Source organism: Streptomyces sp. NPDC006430, from assembly GCF_040612395.1.
In the GTDB taxonomy this organism is placed as follows: Bacteria; Actinomycetota; Actinomycetes; order Streptomycetales; family Streptomycetaceae; genus Streptomyces.
The window spans coordinates 63439-78583 of the sequence record NZ_JBEXQA010000020.1 but is presented as its reverse complement, the minus strand read 5'-3'; the positions used below and the strand labels follow the sequence as shown (position 1 = coordinate 78583).

The 15145-nt window shown below is 70.0% G+C and carries 14 protein-coding genes and 1 pseudogene; 5 read left to right on the top strand and 10 right to left on the bottom strand.

The annotated features are described in order from the left end of the window. Positions 1-107 precede the first annotated feature (107 nt). The 8 genes and pseudogenes from ABZZ20_RS25225 to ABZZ20_RS25190 form a co-directional block, all read right to left on the bottom strand. Positions 108-2621 (bottom strand): DUF6185 family protein, encoded by a 2514-nt coding sequence (locus ABZZ20_RS25225; protein ID WP_356873194.1) that lies wholly within the window; start codon positions 2619-2621, stop codon positions 108-110. Positions 2622-2771: 150 nt separating this feature from the next. After that, positions 2772-4352, bottom strand: coding sequence for an alpha/beta hydrolase (locus ABZZ20_RS25220; protein WP_356873192.1), 1581 nt, complete (start codon positions 4350-4352; stop codon positions 2772-2774). A gap of 145 nt (positions 4353-4497) precedes the next feature. Beyond that, on the bottom strand, positions 4498-6324 hold the full coding sequence (locus ABZZ20_RS25215) for an AMP-dependent synthetase/ligase (protein WP_356873292.1): 1827 nt from the start codon (positions 6322-6324) through the stop codon (positions 4498-4500). A 198-nt stretch (positions 6325-6522) separates the two neighbouring features. After that, positions 6523-7473, bottom strand: coding sequence for a DUF1648 domain-containing protein (locus tag ABZZ20_RS25210; RefSeq protein ID WP_356873190.1), 951 nt, complete (start codon positions 7471-7473; stop codon positions 6523-6525). Continuing rightward, positions 7470-7662: pseudogene (locus ABZZ20_RS25205) on the bottom strand (GntR family transcriptional regulator); the annotation flags it as partial. The pseudogene ABZZ20_RS25205 and the gene ABZZ20_RS25210, both read right to left, overlap by 4 nt. Positions 7663-7959: 297 nt before the next feature. Next, positions 7960-8376 (bottom strand): hypothetical protein, encoded by a 417-nt coding sequence (locus tag ABZZ20_RS25200; RefSeq protein WP_356873188.1) that lies wholly within the window; start codon positions 8374-8376, stop codon positions 7960-7962. A 271-nt stretch (positions 8377-8647) separates the two neighbouring features. Next, positions 8648-9406 (bottom strand): helix-turn-helix domain-containing protein, encoded by a 759-nt coding sequence (locus ABZZ20_RS25195; RefSeq protein ID WP_356873186.1) that lies wholly within the window; start codon positions 9404-9406, stop codon positions 8648-8650. A gap of 326 nt (positions 9407-9732) precedes the next feature. Then, positions 9733-10149, bottom strand: coding sequence for an ATP-binding protein (locus ABZZ20_RS25190; RefSeq protein ID WP_356873290.1), 417 nt, complete (start codon positions 10147-10149; stop codon positions 9733-9735). Positions 10150-10295: 146 nt separating this feature from the next. Between ABZZ20_RS25190 and ABZZ20_RS25185 the strand changes: the two genes are divergently transcribed. Together ABZZ20_RS25185 and ABZZ20_RS25180 are read left to right on the top strand one after the other, a co-directional pair. Beyond that, complete coding sequence (locus ABZZ20_RS25185) at positions 10296-11153, top strand: helix-turn-helix transcriptional regulator (protein WP_356873184.1); 858 nt, start codon at positions 10296-10298, stop codon at positions 11151-11153. Further along, on the top strand, positions 11150-11398 hold the full coding sequence (locus ABZZ20_RS25180; protein WP_356873182.1) for a DUF397 domain-containing protein: 249 nt from the start codon (positions 11150-11152) through the stop codon (positions 11396-11398). Before ABZZ20_RS25185 ends, ABZZ20_RS25180 begins: the two co-directional genes overlap by 4 nt. Positions 11399-11407: 9 nt before the next feature. On the opposite strand, the gene ABZZ20_RS25175 is transcribed toward ABZZ20_RS25180, so the two are convergent. Both ABZZ20_RS25175 and ABZZ20_RS25170 read right to left on the bottom strand, forming a co-directional pair. Next, a complete protein-coding gene (locus ABZZ20_RS25175) occupies positions 11408-12076 on the bottom strand; it encodes a hypothetical protein (protein ID WP_356873180.1) in 669 nt (222 codons plus the stop codon). Between the two features lie 39 nt (positions 12077-12115). After that, on the bottom strand, positions 12116-12514 hold the full coding sequence (locus ABZZ20_RS25170) for a peptidoglycan-binding domain-containing protein (protein ID WP_356873178.1): 399 nt from the start codon (positions 12512-12514) through the stop codon (positions 12116-12118). Between the two features lie 47 nt (positions 12515-12561). Between ABZZ20_RS25170 and ABZZ20_RS25165 the strand changes: the two genes are divergently transcribed. The 3 genes from ABZZ20_RS25165 (at position 12562) to ABZZ20_RS25155 (ending at position 15142) form a co-directional block, all read left to right on the top strand. After that, positions 12562-13035 (top strand): hypothetical protein, encoded by a 474-nt coding sequence (locus tag ABZZ20_RS25165; RefSeq protein WP_356873176.1) that lies wholly within the window; start codon positions 12562-12564, stop codon positions 13033-13035. A gap of 398 nt (positions 13036-13433) precedes the next feature. Further along, positions 13434-14825: a hypothetical protein gene (locus tag ABZZ20_RS25160; RefSeq protein ID WP_356873174.1), complete on the top strand. Its 1392-nt coding sequence runs from the start codon at positions 13434-13436 to the stop codon at positions 14823-14825. After that, positions 14822-15142 (top strand): hypothetical protein, encoded by a 321-nt coding sequence (locus ABZZ20_RS25155; RefSeq protein ID WP_356873172.1) that lies wholly within the window; start codon positions 14822-14824, stop codon positions 15140-15142. Before ABZZ20_RS25160 ends, ABZZ20_RS25155 begins: the two co-directional genes overlap by 4 nt. Positions 15143-15145 lie beyond the last annotated feature (3 nt).

Sequence of the window (15145 nt, the reverse complement as noted above, 5' to 3'; positions counted from 1 at the left end):
GTACGCCGTGACCCACTCCTCGCTTGATCACGGGGGCGTACTGCCCCCGCGACCGGGGAGGGAACACCTGTGGCTGCGGGCTGCGGGCTGCGGCACGGCCGACGCAGTCATCGGGAGGGCGGAGGCGCCGCCGGTCCCCCTTCGCGGAGCGTCTTCCAGATCGTGGCCAGTGCCAGCAGTTGCGCCAGGAAGAACGCGACCGAGGCGAATCGCATCTGGTAGATGTACACCATCAGGCTGGCGTTGGACGGCCAGTAGCGCCGTTCGCTCTGGAACGTCTGGATATCCATGACGAGGCCGGTGAAAGTCAGTACGGACGCGAAGGCGGCAACGGCGGAGACCGTGCCCTGCATGCCCTGGCCGATGATCTGGGCGATGATCTGGTGGGCGCCGATCGGTACGGCGAAAGCGGCGGCAACGTAAACGGCCTTCGTCGGCCCGTGCCGACCGGGAAGATCACGCCACAAGGCCCCCAGGAAGAACCCTCCGCCCACCCAGATCACATGCCAGTACAGGATTTCGAGCACCGCCTGCAGAAAGCCGTCGGCGCTTTCCGTCATCACGGCCCAGTCGTTGCTCTTGACGATGTCGACCCAATACATCAGTCCGGTGGCGGGGAGGCCGACGAAGCAGGCGATGAGTGCGCACCGGCACGCATTGCCCCACCACGTGGTCATGGGGCCGAACGCGAACGGTAGGTCAATGGGCCTGACCCCTTCCGGCAGGCACTGATCCAGCTGGTCGATTTCGCGTTCGATGGATTCCTTCGACGAGGCCTGTTCGGACGGAGATCCCGTGCCGGGTTCGTGCAGACGCAACTGGAGTTCCCGGTAGTGGCGCGCCAGGCGCAACCATTCCGATCGGTCCGTCCGCGAAATCACTTTGCCCAGGGGGGCATTGCCCTCAGCGGGCTGCTCCAGGACGGACTTGGACTTTCCTCGCGCCAGCAGGGCCCACGCCGCCAAGAGGCCCAGCATCAGCGTCGCGATGTAGCCGGAGAACCCGAAATACCACGCGAAATCGGGCACGACAACGACGGCGAAGAAAACCATCAGGAGGAACCTCTCCGCCTCGCTCGGCGTGAAGGAGTCGTCCTCGTGACGCTCGACCCTACAGACGCGGAGGACTCCCACCAGGGCCAGCGGCGTCAGGAGGACGATGATGCCCACCAGCGCTGCCAGTTCGTCGTGCGCGAACCACCACCACCACCACGAGTCGTACGCGGTGATCCGCTGCCCGGCATAGGTCGGCCACGCGGAGTCGGCGAGCCAGGTCCAGCGCTGCCAACTGCGGTCGAAGGCGAGGAAGGCCCAGAGCAGCGTCAGTCCCGCCGCCCCTGCTGCGGCACAGACCATCACCCACTGCGGCAGGCCCCTCCCGCTCAGGAACAGGAGGCGCTGCCCGCTGGAGATGACACCCAGGCAGCACACGAAGATCGGCACCGCATAGACCAACACCACCAGCCACGTGCCGGCACCGGAGATCTCGACGTCACTCGTGGGAAGCAGTCCGGATCGGGACAGCTCAGCGCTCGCGTGGAGGGCGACCACGCAGAGAGCGAGCACACATACGGCGACGAGCAGATACCTGCGCAGCTTGCCGAAGAAACACAGCATGACGCCGATGGACAAGAGTGAAAACAAGAAGACTACCGGCTGGTAGTCCCTCTTCCAGGAGAACCACGGATGAACGAAAAGATATAGATCATCGCTCATGTAGGCCACGAGACCGAGGAGCACCAGGATCAGCGCCCATGAGCGAAGCGCCCCGAGCGCCTCTTCCTCCACGGGAATCGGATGGCGTCCCAGGCCGCGTCGAAGCCGCCTGCCGGCAATGAGGGCGAGAGTACCCATGGCGATGGCCGCGAACGCCCCCGATGCACCTTCGGTGCCCAGCGCTTCCCAGATCTGTCCGGGCGATTCGGAGATCGCGGCCCATTGCTGCGCCGCAGGCGGCCGGAAAACGACGTCAGGAACCTCGTTCGGTTTCTTGTCGTACCAGCTCAGGTCGGTGCGGTCCGCACCGAAGGTCGGCGGCGGCGAAGCCGACATCGCGGCCGGCCCACCCAACCGTACGCGCACCTTCTCCCATGTCGCCTTGGCGAGACTGGGGGGAGGCCTCAGTTGGATCCTCCACTCGTTCCTCCCCACCGTCATCCGCCAGAGGCCCACGTCATAGGAGTCGAGTTGGTAAACCCAGTCGACGGCCTCGTAGTGAACGGTGACCCATTTTCCGGCGAGTTTTACCGAAAGCGGCTTCAATCGCGTTTCGTCGTCGTAGAACTGCTCTTCCGACTCGCCCCCTTTTCCCAGGAGGCAGCGCAGCGCGTCACGGTACAGAGGCGAACGCGTGTCGAGCAGCAGGTCAGCAGTCCGGTCCCAGGTCGCGGGGATCTTGATGTCCGTGACGCTGGTGAGCATGCTGAAGTCCTGGCCACGGTGGTCGAACTTCGCCGAGGTACTGACCTTCGCCCCGCTGAGCCGGTCAGGTCTGCAGGAGCCGGACCGAGGGGGATCGGCGGCTCGCGCCTCGCCCGCACCGCTCGGTGCCACGTACAGGGCCAGCAACAGCACGGGCAAGAGGAGCAGCACGGGCAGGATGTGACGCCTGAAATGGATCACCGCTCCAGGATCTTCTCCTCCAACCCCTCGCGGCTCCAGGCAGCACGGCGGAGCACGCCCAGGTTCACCTCGACGGCCGAGTCGGCGACGCTGCGGCGGCGGCAGGAGAGCCGTTGCCGCCCTGCGGGATCGGCATCCGGCGGCGGCCCTTCATTCGCCGGCGGCAGGGCAGGAGCGCGTGCCGGAGGGGAGCCGGCCGTCGGTCAGGAAGCCGTTCACGTACGCCTGCACGCAGGGCGAGGAGCCGTAGCCGGTGTGGCCGGCGCCCTTGTGGTCCAGGACCACGGCCGAGCCGAGGCGCTTCGCCGTCTCCTCCGTCCACCGGTACGGGGTCGCCGGGTCCCCGCGCGTGCCGACGAGCAGCATGCGCGGGGCGCCGGGGTCGTCGATCTTCCGTACGAAGTCGGTTCCGGCGGGGCGGCCGTAGCAGGAGAGCACGGTCATCAGCTGCCAAGGGCCGAAGATCTCCGAGGCCTCGCGGAACTGCGCTCGCAGGGCGGCGATCTCCTTCTCCACGGCCGCCGGGCCCGCCTTGTCGGCGCTCCGGTCGGGGTCGTCGGCGCAGTTCACGGCGGTGAGCGCGGCTTGTGCGTTGTCGGCGGGCACGAGGGCGTGGGTGCCGGTGCCGGGGTCCGTGCCGGGGCCCGTGCCGGGGTCCGTGCCGGGGCCCGTGCCGGGGTCCGTGCCGGCGGCGGACGGCTCCGTCGGGCCGCCGAGCTGGAGCAGCCCGAGGGGGTTGCCGTCCCTCTCGACCAGGGCGAGGCCGTTCGCGAGCGCGGGCCACATCCGCGTCGAGTAGAGGGCGCCGGCGATGGAGCCGACCACGTCCTGTCCGGTGAAGTACGAGCCGTCCTGTCCGACGAGCGGTTCGGCGTCGAGCCGCGCCACGAGGTCGTTGACCTCCTCCCTGGCGGTGCGGGTGTTGGTGCCGTACACGCAGCCCGTCCGGTGGGCGCACCAGGAGAGGAAGTCGTCCAGGGCATGCTGCTGGCCCTGCGCGGAGACGAGGGCCTGTTGGGTCAGGGGTTCGGTGAGGGTATCGACCCCGTCGAGGACCATCCGGCCGGTCTTGTGAGGGAATTGGGCGGCGTAGACGGCGCCGAGTCTGGTCCCGTAGGAGAAGCCGAGGTAGTTGAGCTTCCTGTCGCCGAGGGCCTGGCGGATCAGGTCCATGTCGCGGGACACGTTGACGGTGCCCACGTACGGCAGGACGGGGCCGGAGGAGAGCTCGCAGCGTTTGGCGACGGCCCGTAGGGCGGCCAGCTGCGAGGCCGCGTCCTGACCGGCTTCGGCGTCGGTTTCGAGCGAGCCGCCGCAGCTGACGGGCTCGCTGTGGCCCACGCCCCGCGGGTCGAAGGCCACGAGGTCGTAGTGCTCGCCGAGCTCGGCGAAGGTCTTGGAGTCGGCTGCGAGGCCGGCGATTCCGGGTGCGCCGGGCCCGCCGAAGTTGAGCAGCAGCGAGCCGAGCCGCTTGCCGCGGGGGCCGGTCGCCGGGATCTTGGCCACGGCCACCGTGATGGTGCCCTTGGCGGGACGGGCGGGGTCCAGCGGTACGCCGATCGTGCCGCAGCGCATGGCGTCGGGCACGGGGCGCTCGGGGCAGGGGCCCCACCGGATGCGGGGCCCGCCGGGGGCGGGAGCGGAGGCGGGGACGGCGGGGGCGGTCCCCAGGACGGCGAGGACGAGTGCGCAGGCCGCGCCGGCCGTGCCGCCGGTACGGGAACGGTGCACGACACCCTCCTCGGGCAAGCCCCCGAACCAGTCAGCCCACCATAAGCGCCCCCGCCCACCCCCGCCGCCCGAGCCCGCGGCCCCGGCCCACGCGGGCGGGAGTCCGAGAACGGGGGTCCGAGAGCGGGAGTCCGAGAGCGGGCCGTCATGCAGGTCGGTAGAGCTCCTCGATCTCCCGCGCGTAGTCCCGCGCGATCGCGTCCCGCTTCAGCTTCAGCGAGGGCGTGAGATGGCCCCGGGCCTCCGTGAATTCGCCCGGCAGCACCGCGAACCGCCGGATCGACTCCGCCCGGGACACCAGCTTGTTCGCCTCGTCCACCGCCCGTTGCAGGTCGGCGTGCAGTTCTTCGTCGCCCACCAGCTCCCTGATCGGCACGGCCGCCTTCTTCCGCATCTGCCGCCAGTGCGCCAGCCCCTCCGGCTCCAGCGTGATCAGCGCCGTGACGTACGGCCGGTTGTCGCCGATCACCATGCACTGGCCGACCAGCGGGTGCGCCCGAAGCCAGTCCTCCAGCGGGGCAGGGGCCACGTTCTTCCCGCCGGAGGTGATGATCAGGTCCTTCTTGCGGCCCGTGATCGTCAGGTACCCGTCCCCGTCCAGCTCGCCGATGTCCCCGGTCGCGAGCCAGCCGCCGCTGCGCGGGGCCTCGTACGCCGTGTTCCAGTACCCCGCGAACACGTGTCGGCCCCGCAGCAGCACTTCCCCGTCCTCCGCGATCCGCACCGCCGTGCCCGGCAGCGGCCAGCCCACCGTGCCGAGCCTGGGTTGCAGCGGTGGGGTGACGGTGCTGGCCCCGGTCGTCTCGGTGAGCCCGTACCCCTCGAAGACCTCGATCCCGGCGCCGGTGTAGAAGGCGGCGAGCCGCCGGCCGAGCGGTGAGCCGCCGCTCAGGACGTACCGCACGCGTCCGCCCAGGGCCGCCCGGATGCGCCGGTAGACGAGCGGGTCGTACAGCGCCCGGGCCGCGCGCAGGCCGAGGCCGGGTGTCCCGCCTTCGATGGTTTCCCCGTACCGCTGCGCGATCCGTGCGGCCCGGTCGAAGGACGCGGCCCGGCCCATCCGCTCGGCGGTGGCCCGGGCGGTGTTGTAGACCTTTTCCAGGACGTACGGGATGGCCAGCAGGAAGGTCGGCTGGAAGCCGGCGAGGTCGGCCAGCAGGTCTTCGGTCCGGATGCTCGGCGCGTGGCCGAGTTTGACCCGGGCCCTCATGCACCCCACGGCCACCATCCGCCCGAAGACGTGTGAGAGGGGGAGGAAGAGGAGGGTGGAGGCCGGGTCCTTGCTGACGGCCCTGAAGACGGGGTGCAGCAGCTCGACCGCGTTGTCGACCTCGGCGAAGAAGTTGGCGTGCGTGATCACACAGCCTTTGGGCTGCCCGGTGGTGCCGGAGGTGTACATGAGGGTGGCCACGGAGTCGGGCGTACGGGCGGCACGGCGCGCGTGCACCACGGCGTCGGGCAGGTGCTGTCCGGCCTTGACCAGCCGCGCCAGCGCACCCGTGTCGAACTCCCACAGGTGGGCCAGCCAGGGCAGGTGGGGCCGCTCAGCGCTGATCATCCGGGCCTGCACGGTGTCCTCGACGGCGCAGGCCACGGCGCCGGAGTCCTGAATGATCCAGCGCGCCTGGAGTGCGGACGAGGTCGGATAGATGGGTACGGTGACCAGCCCGGCGGCCCAGCCCGCGAAGTCGAGCAGCGTCCATTCGTAGGTGGTCCGAGCCATGATCGCCAACCGGTCTCCTTCCCGAAGTCCTTCGGCGATCAGCCCCTTGGCGACGGCCATCACCTCGCTCGCGAACTCGGCGGCGGTGACGTCCCGCCAGTGCCCGTCGCGCTCCTTGCGCGCGAGCACCGCCTCGCCGGGGGCTTCGCGGGCATTCTGGAAGGGGATGTCCCCGAGCGACCCGCTCCGCGGCACCCCGACCAGCGCGGGCACCTCCACTTCCCGCACCACCCCGCCGACGACGGTCATCAGGGGTTCGACCAGCTTCGGCTCGATCGGCTTCGGCTCGGCTTCCACGGCGCACTCCTCGGCTCGACTCCCGGGTTACCGCCGGTAATCTACGCACGGGTAACCCGGCTGACCAGCCCACGCACCGAGCGGGAACGAACCCGTGCGACTCCTCCACACGACCCGCACGCCCGGCCGGTGGCAGAACGGGTGGGCCGGTCAGCGCGCGCGGCGGGTGGTCAGGGTGTTCAGCAGGGCCGCGCCGCGGGACGCGTCGTCCACGGATATCGCGAAGTCCTTTCCCCCCGAGCGCACGACCAGGCACACCCCGCTGCGCAACATCACCGTCGTGCCCTGCCCGCCGATCCGGTAGCCCCAGCCGCCGACCTGCGCAGGGGTGCGGTGCTCGGCGCGCGCCCATTCGATGTCCCCGGCGGCCCAGCGGCGTACGGGCAGGCCGAACGGGCCGAAGGCCACCTCCAGGCCGTCCGCGGTGACCCGGGCCCGGACCGACGAACAGACCAGGGCCGCGACCGAAGCGAGGGAGAAGGGGAGGACCAGCGCCCACGGGAAGTCGATCAGTCCGCTCGCCGCGGCGAGTACGGCGGCCAGCGCCACCACCCCCGTCACCGCCGCCGTCAGCTGGAGCCACGGGTTCGACGTACGGGAGAGCCATACGCGCCGCTCACCGGCGGGAACGTCCATCCGCGGCCCCTCGTACGTCGATACCCCCGCTGGCGACGGGAGTCGACGGCTCGCCAGCCAGCCGGCCAGGCCCGCCAGCGCCGCCACCACACCGGTCAAAGCGACCCCGGCGTTCACCGAGTCCGCGTCCTGCCAGTCCGCGTGGTCCAGGTTCGCCCGCACGATGGACACCTGGGCCCCGGCCAGGAACACCCCGCCGCACAGCAGTCCGGCCGCCGCCCCGCGCCGCAGGTACACCGAGCCCACCGCGAGCCCGGCCCAGATCAGCGCGGGGAACAGCACCGCAGCCCACAGCGGCATCGAGCCGTCGGGCCGTCCGGATCCGCCGTCGAAGTGGGTCGCCAGGCGGTCCGGCAGCCGCCCGCTCGCCGCGAGCGGCAGCGCCACGAGTAAGACGAGGACCCCGGCCGCCCAGCCGGCGACCCCCCAGTCCGCTGCACTCCTTCGACCAGTACGGCCGTTCACGGCACCTCCTTGATCATTTCTATGAGATCGGCCCTGCTGTACCCCAGGCGCCCCGTCCACCACCAGCTCACGCACGCGCTCCACCAGCGCCGACCGCTGCTCGGCCCCGACGGCCACGGACACCCCGCGGCCCCGCCGGAATTCGAGCAGCCCTTCGTCGCGCAGGGCGCACAGGCCCCGTAGGACAGTCGGCCGCGCGCGACCTGCTGCGCTGGGCGGCCGAGGACGCCGTAGGCGGATGACGCACCCGGGACGGGCGTTAAATCGCCCGGCAGCGCCGGCCCGTGACACGGCACGTGAACCGCAGGGACATCGAGGCTCAAGCACGCGAAGCTCCTGGCGGACACGGGTGATCTCGGTCGAGAACCCGTCTACCAGGAGCTTCGTCGTTGCGCAGGCATGTCCAACTCGCCGTCAGCACCGCCAGCTTCAAGAGTCCTACTCAGTCCCGCCGCGGCCGGCGGGTGAGGTCATCGGCTCATCGGCTCAGTACAGCCGCGTACAGCTGGTGCGGGTGCAGACTTCCTCGGCCCGTGGGGTGATGTTCTCGTCGTACATCGCGATGTAGACCCGTTGAACGCCGCCCGACAGCGCGATCTGCAGCGATCCGCTGAAGGACTGGTTCGGCCCGCCCGCGTACGCCCACGGGCTGCAGATGGCGCTGGTCGTCACGTTGCCGTTCTCCCCCCAGGCGCAGACCATACGGGAGCCGCTCGCCGCGTGGACGACGCCGGACACGCTGGCGGAGTACCCGTCGGTGAAGTGGATCGTTCCGGATGTGGTGCTGTTGCCGTAGGCCATGCTGAAGGGCCTGTCCACGCTGTTCACGGTGGCTTGCGCCGGGGCGGCGAAACTGATGGCCGCCATCACGGCCGCACCCATCACCATCAGGGGCTTGCGCATGACTCTTCCTCTCCGTCGGACGAGCATGGAGCGAACAGGAGCTTCCGCCATGCTACTTGTGACCGGCCGTGAGCACGTCGCTACGCGCCTGCGGGTGCGATGTTCCGGCTTCATGGAGTAGCTCCGGCTCATGGCGGCGCCCCTCTTATGCGTATGCCTCCGGTCTGATGCGCGCGGGAGCACCCCGACGAGCGATCCACATGCCGCCGGGCCGTGGCTGCGTCCCGCCGAAACGGCCGGACGGCCAGCACGTCACCCCCGGAGGCCCGGCTCAGGCAGCCGCGCACACTTCGGGCGGGCAGTCGCGGCAGCGGCCCGGATGCGGGGCGCGGAAGGCGCGCTCGCAGCCGTCGCAGGTCTGGAAGGGGTCCGGCCGTCTCACCGGTCGCGCCACCGGGGCTGGTGGCAGGTGCGGCGGGAGCAGCGCGGTGAGGCGGTACGCGAGTACGGAGACCGGGCTGCGCATCGGCTCGGGGAGGTTCGCCGCCAAGGTCAGCCCGATGGCCTCGGGATCGACCCCGCGCTCCAGCCAGGTCGATACGTCGGGCGCGAGCCGCGCCACGTCCCGCTCGGCCAGCAGCAGCCGGTGGTCGTAGCGCCGCAACCCGGCGAGCAGTTCGACCGCCCCGGGGTGCAGCCGCTGCGGCGCGGGCTCGGCAGCCGGAGCCGGCTCGGCGGCCTGCTGCGGCTCCGGTACGGGACGGGGCACGGGCGCGGGCGCGGGTACGGGCTCCCGGCCCGGCGGGGGTGGTGGTGGCGGGTCGTCCGGGGCCGTGGCCCCGGGGTTGTTGTACGAGTAGGTCCGGGTCACCACCTGCCCGGTTACCAGCCGCTCTTGGCGTCGCTCCAGGTAGCCGTGCTCCTCCAGCTCCCGCAGGGCATTGCCGAGCCGGATCTCGCCCTCCGGGAACCGCTCGACGAGCGCCCTGATGCCGACGCGGGCCCCGTCGGGCAGCGACTGGATGTACGCGGCCACCCCGATCGCCACGGCCGACAGCTCACGGTGCTGGAGCAGGTGGTTGCCGACCACCGTGAAGTGACTCGCGTGCGGCGTGCTGACGTGGATGACACCGGATCGGGGGGTCCCGGCGGGAACACGGGACGAGGGGCGCGAGTGCGCGCTAGGGTGCTGAGAAGCCATGGGGAAGCAGCCACTTCCTAAGATGGTCAGGCCCTCGACCGGGATTCGCAGTCCCGCCGGGGGCCGTCTCATGTCTGCGGTTGTCGGGGCGAGCATATGCCCGCCAACCGGCGCGAAATCCAGCCCAGTTGGCACGGTTCACCCGACCGAGTTACGCGGCCCGGTGGGGTGGGGTTGGTTGGTTCTTTCCCCGGGTTCTTTGGTTCTTTATGCGTCTAAGCCCGCCGTGTCCCGGCCCCCCACGACGCGGCGCCGAGGGCCACCTCGGCCCACACGACCTTGCACGGGGCGGGCCCCTCCCTGACGCCCCACCGGTCCGCGAGTTCGCCGACCAGCACGAGCCCCCGCCCCGTGTCGCGGACCTCCGGGATGCGGTCGCCCCGGGCGTCCGTCACCTCGATGCACAGCACGCCCGCGGTGACGGTCATGGTCAGCCGGAAGTCCCGTCCGGGCACCCGCCCATGGGTCACGGCGTTCGCGACGAGCTCCGCGATGATCTGCGCCGGAACGTCCAACGGAAGCCCCCAGGAGCGCAGCTGTTCGACGGCGAGCAGCCGGCCGAGTCGGGCACCGCGCGGAGTGGCGGACAGCTGGGCATGAAAGTCGACGAGTTGAGAGATCACGTCACTCAGCGTGTCCGCCCGTGCGTACCGTGAGAAGGGAGGCCGCCCGTACGTCCCGCGTTTGTCCGGAGCTTGTCCAGCGCTGTCCTGGCTGTCCGGACCGACCGCCCGGGTAGGGGGCGCTGAGGACATCGGCTCGTCGGAGGTGGGTGCGCATGAGCGTGGACAGTGACGGTACGGAAGAACCCGGCTGGGATGTCGACCCGGAGGACGAACAGGGAGTAGCGGTGGTGGCCGCACTCGGCCGCCAGCTCAAGGCGTGGCGGGAGACTGCCGGGATGCGACCGGCGGACTTCGGGGCGGCGATCCAGTACGGGGAGGACCAGGTACGCAAGGTCGAGGCGGGCAAGCGCATCCCCCGCCCCGAGTACCTGGACAGGGCGGACGAGGTCCTCAACGCGGGCGGCAAGATCAAGGCGATGAAGGCGGACCTGGAACAGGTCCGCTACCCGAAGAAGGTGCGGGACTTGGCGAAGTTGGAACGCCGGGCAGCGGAGATCAGCGTGTACAGCACGCATGTCGTTCATGGGCTGCTGCAGACGGCGGACCATGCGCGGGCCCTCTTCGAGATGCGGCAGCCCGCGCACTCACAGGACGAGGTGGAGCGGTACACGGCCGCACGCGTGGCCCGACAGTCCGTCTTCGGCCGGGCACCCGCACCGGCGATCAGCTTCGTACACGAAGCGTCGGCACTGTGCCGCCCCATCGGGGGCACAATGGTGTGGCGCCATCAGCTCGAACGGCTTTTGGAGGTGGGGCAGATGCGGAACGTATCCCTCCAAGTCATGCCCACCAGCCGCGAGGCACATGCAGGCATGGACGGCGGTATCGAGATCCTGAAGTTCGAGGACGGCACCGCCGTAGGGCGTTCCGAGGGGGCGTTCAACGGGCGCCCGGTCTCCGACCCGAAGCGACTCCGAATCCTTGAGTTGCGCTATGGCATCATCCGGGCTGAGGCGCTCACGCCGCGGGAGTCGCGGGACTTCATCAAGGAACTGCTGGGAGAGACATGATCGACAATCCCGAGCTCGACTGGTTCAAGAGCAGCTACAGCAGCGGCAGCGAAGGCGACTCCTGCGTCGAGGTCGCCTGGTTCAAGAGCAGCTACAGCAGCAGCAGCAATGGTGAGGACTGTGTCGAGGTGGCTGCCACCCCCGGTGCGGTCCTGGTCCGGGACTCCAAGGACATCGAGCAGCCCCACCTGGCCTTCGGGCCGCACGCGTGGGCCGGGTTCGTGGCCCACGCGTCCGACATCTGACGACGGCCTTCAGACGCGGGTGCAGACGTGCACCGATTCGCTGTGCCCGCCCTCGCTGTGGACGATCCGCAGGACGTTGTCCTTGTAGGTCACCTTCAGCTGCTGGCCGTCGCCCGTGCCCTTCGCCTCCGGTGGCTTCCAGGGCAGGGAGACCGAGACGGTCTCCCCGACCGTCGCCGGGACGGTGAGGGCTTCGCCGCCGCTCAGCTTCTTCATTTCCTTGCCGTCCTGGAACACGTCGCAGCGCAGGTGCCCGCCGCGCAGAAGCCAGGATCCGGTCCAGGTGACCGGGGTGCCGTCGGCGTCCCAGACGAGGGTGAAGCCGCCGTTGCCGCCGGGCGGCGCGGTCACGGTGGCCGTCCCGTGCACGGTCTTGCTGCCGGGCGTGGTCGACTCGATCTTCCAGGCACCCCCGATGAAGGCATCGAAGGCGCGTTCGAGGGGGCCGGACTTGGACGGTGCCGGGCTCGGGGCCGCCGACGAGGCGGCGGCGCCCCCCGCGGCCGGGTCCGTGGCGGAGGCCGACGGCGTGCCGGGCAGGGCGTCCTTGCCCTTGCCGCCGCACGCCGCGACCAGCGAGGCGCCGACCCCGATGGCCAGGTAGCGCAGCGCGTTGCGCCGCCCGATCATCTGCGCCGCCGCGCGTATCTCCCGTACCGTCACCAGTCCCCCGAACAAGCTCAGTTGATCAACGGGGACCGACTATAGGACCTGCGCTCAGGTGGGCAGGTGGTGGACGCAGGTGTCGTAAATGTACGGTTCGAGATCGTGGTCCCGGTGGGCTATCTCCAGCATGGCCCTGCCGGTGCCCTTGCCGACCACGCCGTCGATCGTCAGCGGGAAGTTGTACGGATCACGGTGGGCTTCGCCCTGGAACCGCTTGATGGCCGCCTGCGTCTCCGGTCCATATCGGCCGTCTTCCTTGATCGGGCCCCAGTACCCGCCGTAGCGGTTGGCGAAGACCTGGGCGCACCAGACGCCCGGGCCGGAGGTCGAGTAGCCGTAGCCGATGTAAGGGGCGTTCGAGGCGGCCTGCGCGGTACCGGAGAAAGTGGCCACCAGGGTCACGGCAGCACCAATTCCGGCCAACATCCGCCGCGTGTCGCGAAGGTTCATGTGCAATATCCCCGTATTAGCATGTACATGACCCGTGGATTCTAGCCATGTCCATCGTTCAACTCACCAGGGGACACATGTCGTTCGATGCGGAGTGGGCCCAGCACAAGGCCGCCGTCTTGGCACGGCAGTCACCCGACATGCGACTCAACCACGTACCCGCCGACGCCGGCGGTTCGGGGAGCCCGGCCGGGAGCCTGGTGGCCGGGGCCCAGTCCATCAACGGCAACGCGAACCTGCTGATCGAGATCGCCGCGCTCCTCCACGAGGGCCGGCCCGACGGCGACGCGAGCACCATGGCCCGGGCGCCGCGCGCGCACGCCGACGTCTCCGCGGAGGCCCTGCGCTTCGCCCGCTTCGCCGACGACCAGTTCAAGGACACGATCAGCCTGTTCGCCGCCCTCGCCACCAAGCTCAAGACCACCGGCACCAACTTCGCCCAGGTGGACGACGGAACCGCCCGATCCTTCCTCGACCAGCTCCTCGACGGGGGCCAGTACTTGACTCCTCCCCCCTCCTGAAGGAAGGGGGATTCCTAGCTCACTTCGCCTGGCACCTAGCAGGTGGCAGGGCTTACAAGATCGGCACTAGCCGGGTTGAGACCAGCCCGGACGAGCATCACGCGGGCGGAGTTGGCCGACGCCGGCGGTTCTGCACACCCAACGACACCGGCCCCACTCCGCTTCCAAAGCGGTACGGGCGGTGGACGACAGACGCAACCGGTAGGTGTACCGGGCGTGCCCGGACACCTCTTCGGCTGCCGCTGCTGTCGTCACGATCGAAACCTAATACCCGCCACTGACAACGGAAGAGAGCGCAGGTCAGAACAGATGCGCAGAGAACTCCCCCGCTTCGCGGCTCCGAACCAAGGACCCATTCCTCCCCGCCCTAAAGGGCGGAGCCTCCTGGGAGAAATCAGGTGAGCCTGAGCCACCGCAAGGACGTCGAGTTCCTGGAGGAGTGCAACCCGGCGCTTGTCGAACGCAACGCCGCCGAGTTCAAGCGCCTGCGCGATCTGCTGGTGCAGGCCGAGGAGCCCGCCCGCCGCGCCGAGACCGGTACGGAATGGCACAGCGACGGCAGCCACACGTACACCTCACGCCTGTCGGAGGCCCGCCAGCTCGTGGTCCACATGGCCGAGGGGTTCGACAAGGCCGCGAGCGCCCTGCACGCGTACGCGGCGGCCCTGACGACCGCCAAGTCCCACTACGGGAACGGCAAGCGCACCGAACGCAAGCTCGCCGCGCTCATCGCCACCAAGGGCACCGCGATCACGCGCACGGCCCAGGAGGCGGAGCCCATGTGCCAGTGGGAGGACATGCGGGCCACCACCGGGGTGATGGACTTCTTCGCCGAGATCACCATGGACGTGGACGACATCCGCGACGAGGCCAACCGGCTGCACGACGACGCGGGCGGCAGCTTCTACCTGGCCAAGACGGCCGAGCAGGAGGCGCGCAGCGTCTGCGTCCACGCGCTGAAGCAGGCGTACGAGCTGCTGCCCGAGTTCAAGCTGAAGGGCACCGCCGGCCGGGTCGACGTCTACGCGGCCATGGCCGACATCCGCCGCGAGGCGGCCGAGGCCCGCACCAACCCCCTGACCGCCCTGCCGGGCAGCGGCCCGAAGAAGGACATGACCGCGCCGTTCGGCAACGACCCGGTCTCCCCCGAACTGCGCGACATCCGGATGCGGGTGGCGAGTCTGCCCGAGGCGGACGACAACTACTGGGACCCACCGCAGTCCGACGAGGGCCGCGCCGAATGGATCCGCAACAACAAGGAGATCCTGCGCGCGGCGGCCCAGCGCGCCGGTCTGCCGGAGGAGATGGTCGCAGGCATCGCCTGGAAGGAGGTCGGCGGGCAGCCGGGCATCTTCGACGACGGCGTGGACTTCTTCCGCCAGGCCGCCGACGCCCCGTGGGGCCTGAGCCCCGTCACGCCCGAGAACCTGCCGGACCGGGCGGGCGGCAAACCCGACGAGACCTCCTTCGGGCCGATCGCCGTCCAGCTGCGGCGCGGGGCCGAGGTACTCGGCTACGACCCGGAGCACCTCACCGAACAGCAGCGCAACGTGGTGAAGTCCGCACTCCAGGACCCGAAGCAGAACGCCTTCATCGCAGCCGGCTTCCTGGCCCAGATCAAGGAGGAGACGGGTTACGCGAACGTCCCGGCGGACCAGCTGACCGAAGCCCAGATGCAGGAGATCGCCGCCCGCTACAACGGCGGCCCGTACTGGGAGTCGAAGAAGGCCCAGGACTACGGCGATGATTTCCGCAACAACCTCGGCAACGTGAAGGACGCAATGCGATGACGTACGGGCGTGAGAGCATCGACCTGCCCGAGGACCGGGGCTGCCTCCAGTGGGTGCTGTGCGTTCCGCTGGCGCTCATCTACCTGCCCGCGGTGTACATCTGCGTCCTCATGCTGACGGCGGACCCGATCGCCCCTGAAGACCACCGCACGCGCGACGACATCCACGCGATGGGCGCCGTCGCGCTGTGCATCAGCTTCGCCGGGCTGCTGCTCTCGCTCCTCCCGGTGTACCGCCGGACGATGAGCCGCTGGTGGTTCGCCGTACCCCTCGTCCTCGCCGCGACCGCCTACTTCCGCGGGGTATCCCTGGGCTGAGCC

Bases quoted from the DNA above. Each gene is read 5' to 3' on its own strand.
- ABZZ20_RS25165 (WP_356873176.1), top strand. From the start codon at position 12,562: ATGTCCATCGTTCAACTCACCAGGGGACACATGTCGTTCGATGCGGAG.
- ABZZ20_RS25200 (WP_356873188.1), bottom strand. From the start codon at position 8,376: ATGCGCAAGCCCCTGATGGTGATGGGTGCGGCCGTGATGGCGGCCATC.
- ABZZ20_RS25215 (WP_356873292.1), bottom strand. From the start codon at position 6,324: ATGACCGTCGTCGGCGGGGTGGTGCGGGAAGTGGAGGTGCCCGCGCTG.
- ABZZ20_RS25180 (WP_356873182.1), top strand. From the start codon at position 11,150: ATGATCGACAATCCCGAGCTCGACTGGTTCAAGAGCAGCTACAGCAGC.
- ABZZ20_RS25155 (WP_356873172.1), top strand. From the start codon at position 14,822: ATGACGTACGGGCGTGAGAGCATCGACCTGCCCGAGGACCGGGGCTGC.
- ABZZ20_RS25170 (WP_356873178.1), bottom strand. From the start codon at position 12,514: ATGAACCTTCGCGACACGCGGCGGATGTTGGCCGGAATTGGTGCTGCC.
- ABZZ20_RS25185 (WP_356873184.1), top strand. From the start codon at position 10,296: ATGAGCGTGGACAGTGACGGTACGGAAGAACCCGGCTGGGATGTCGAC.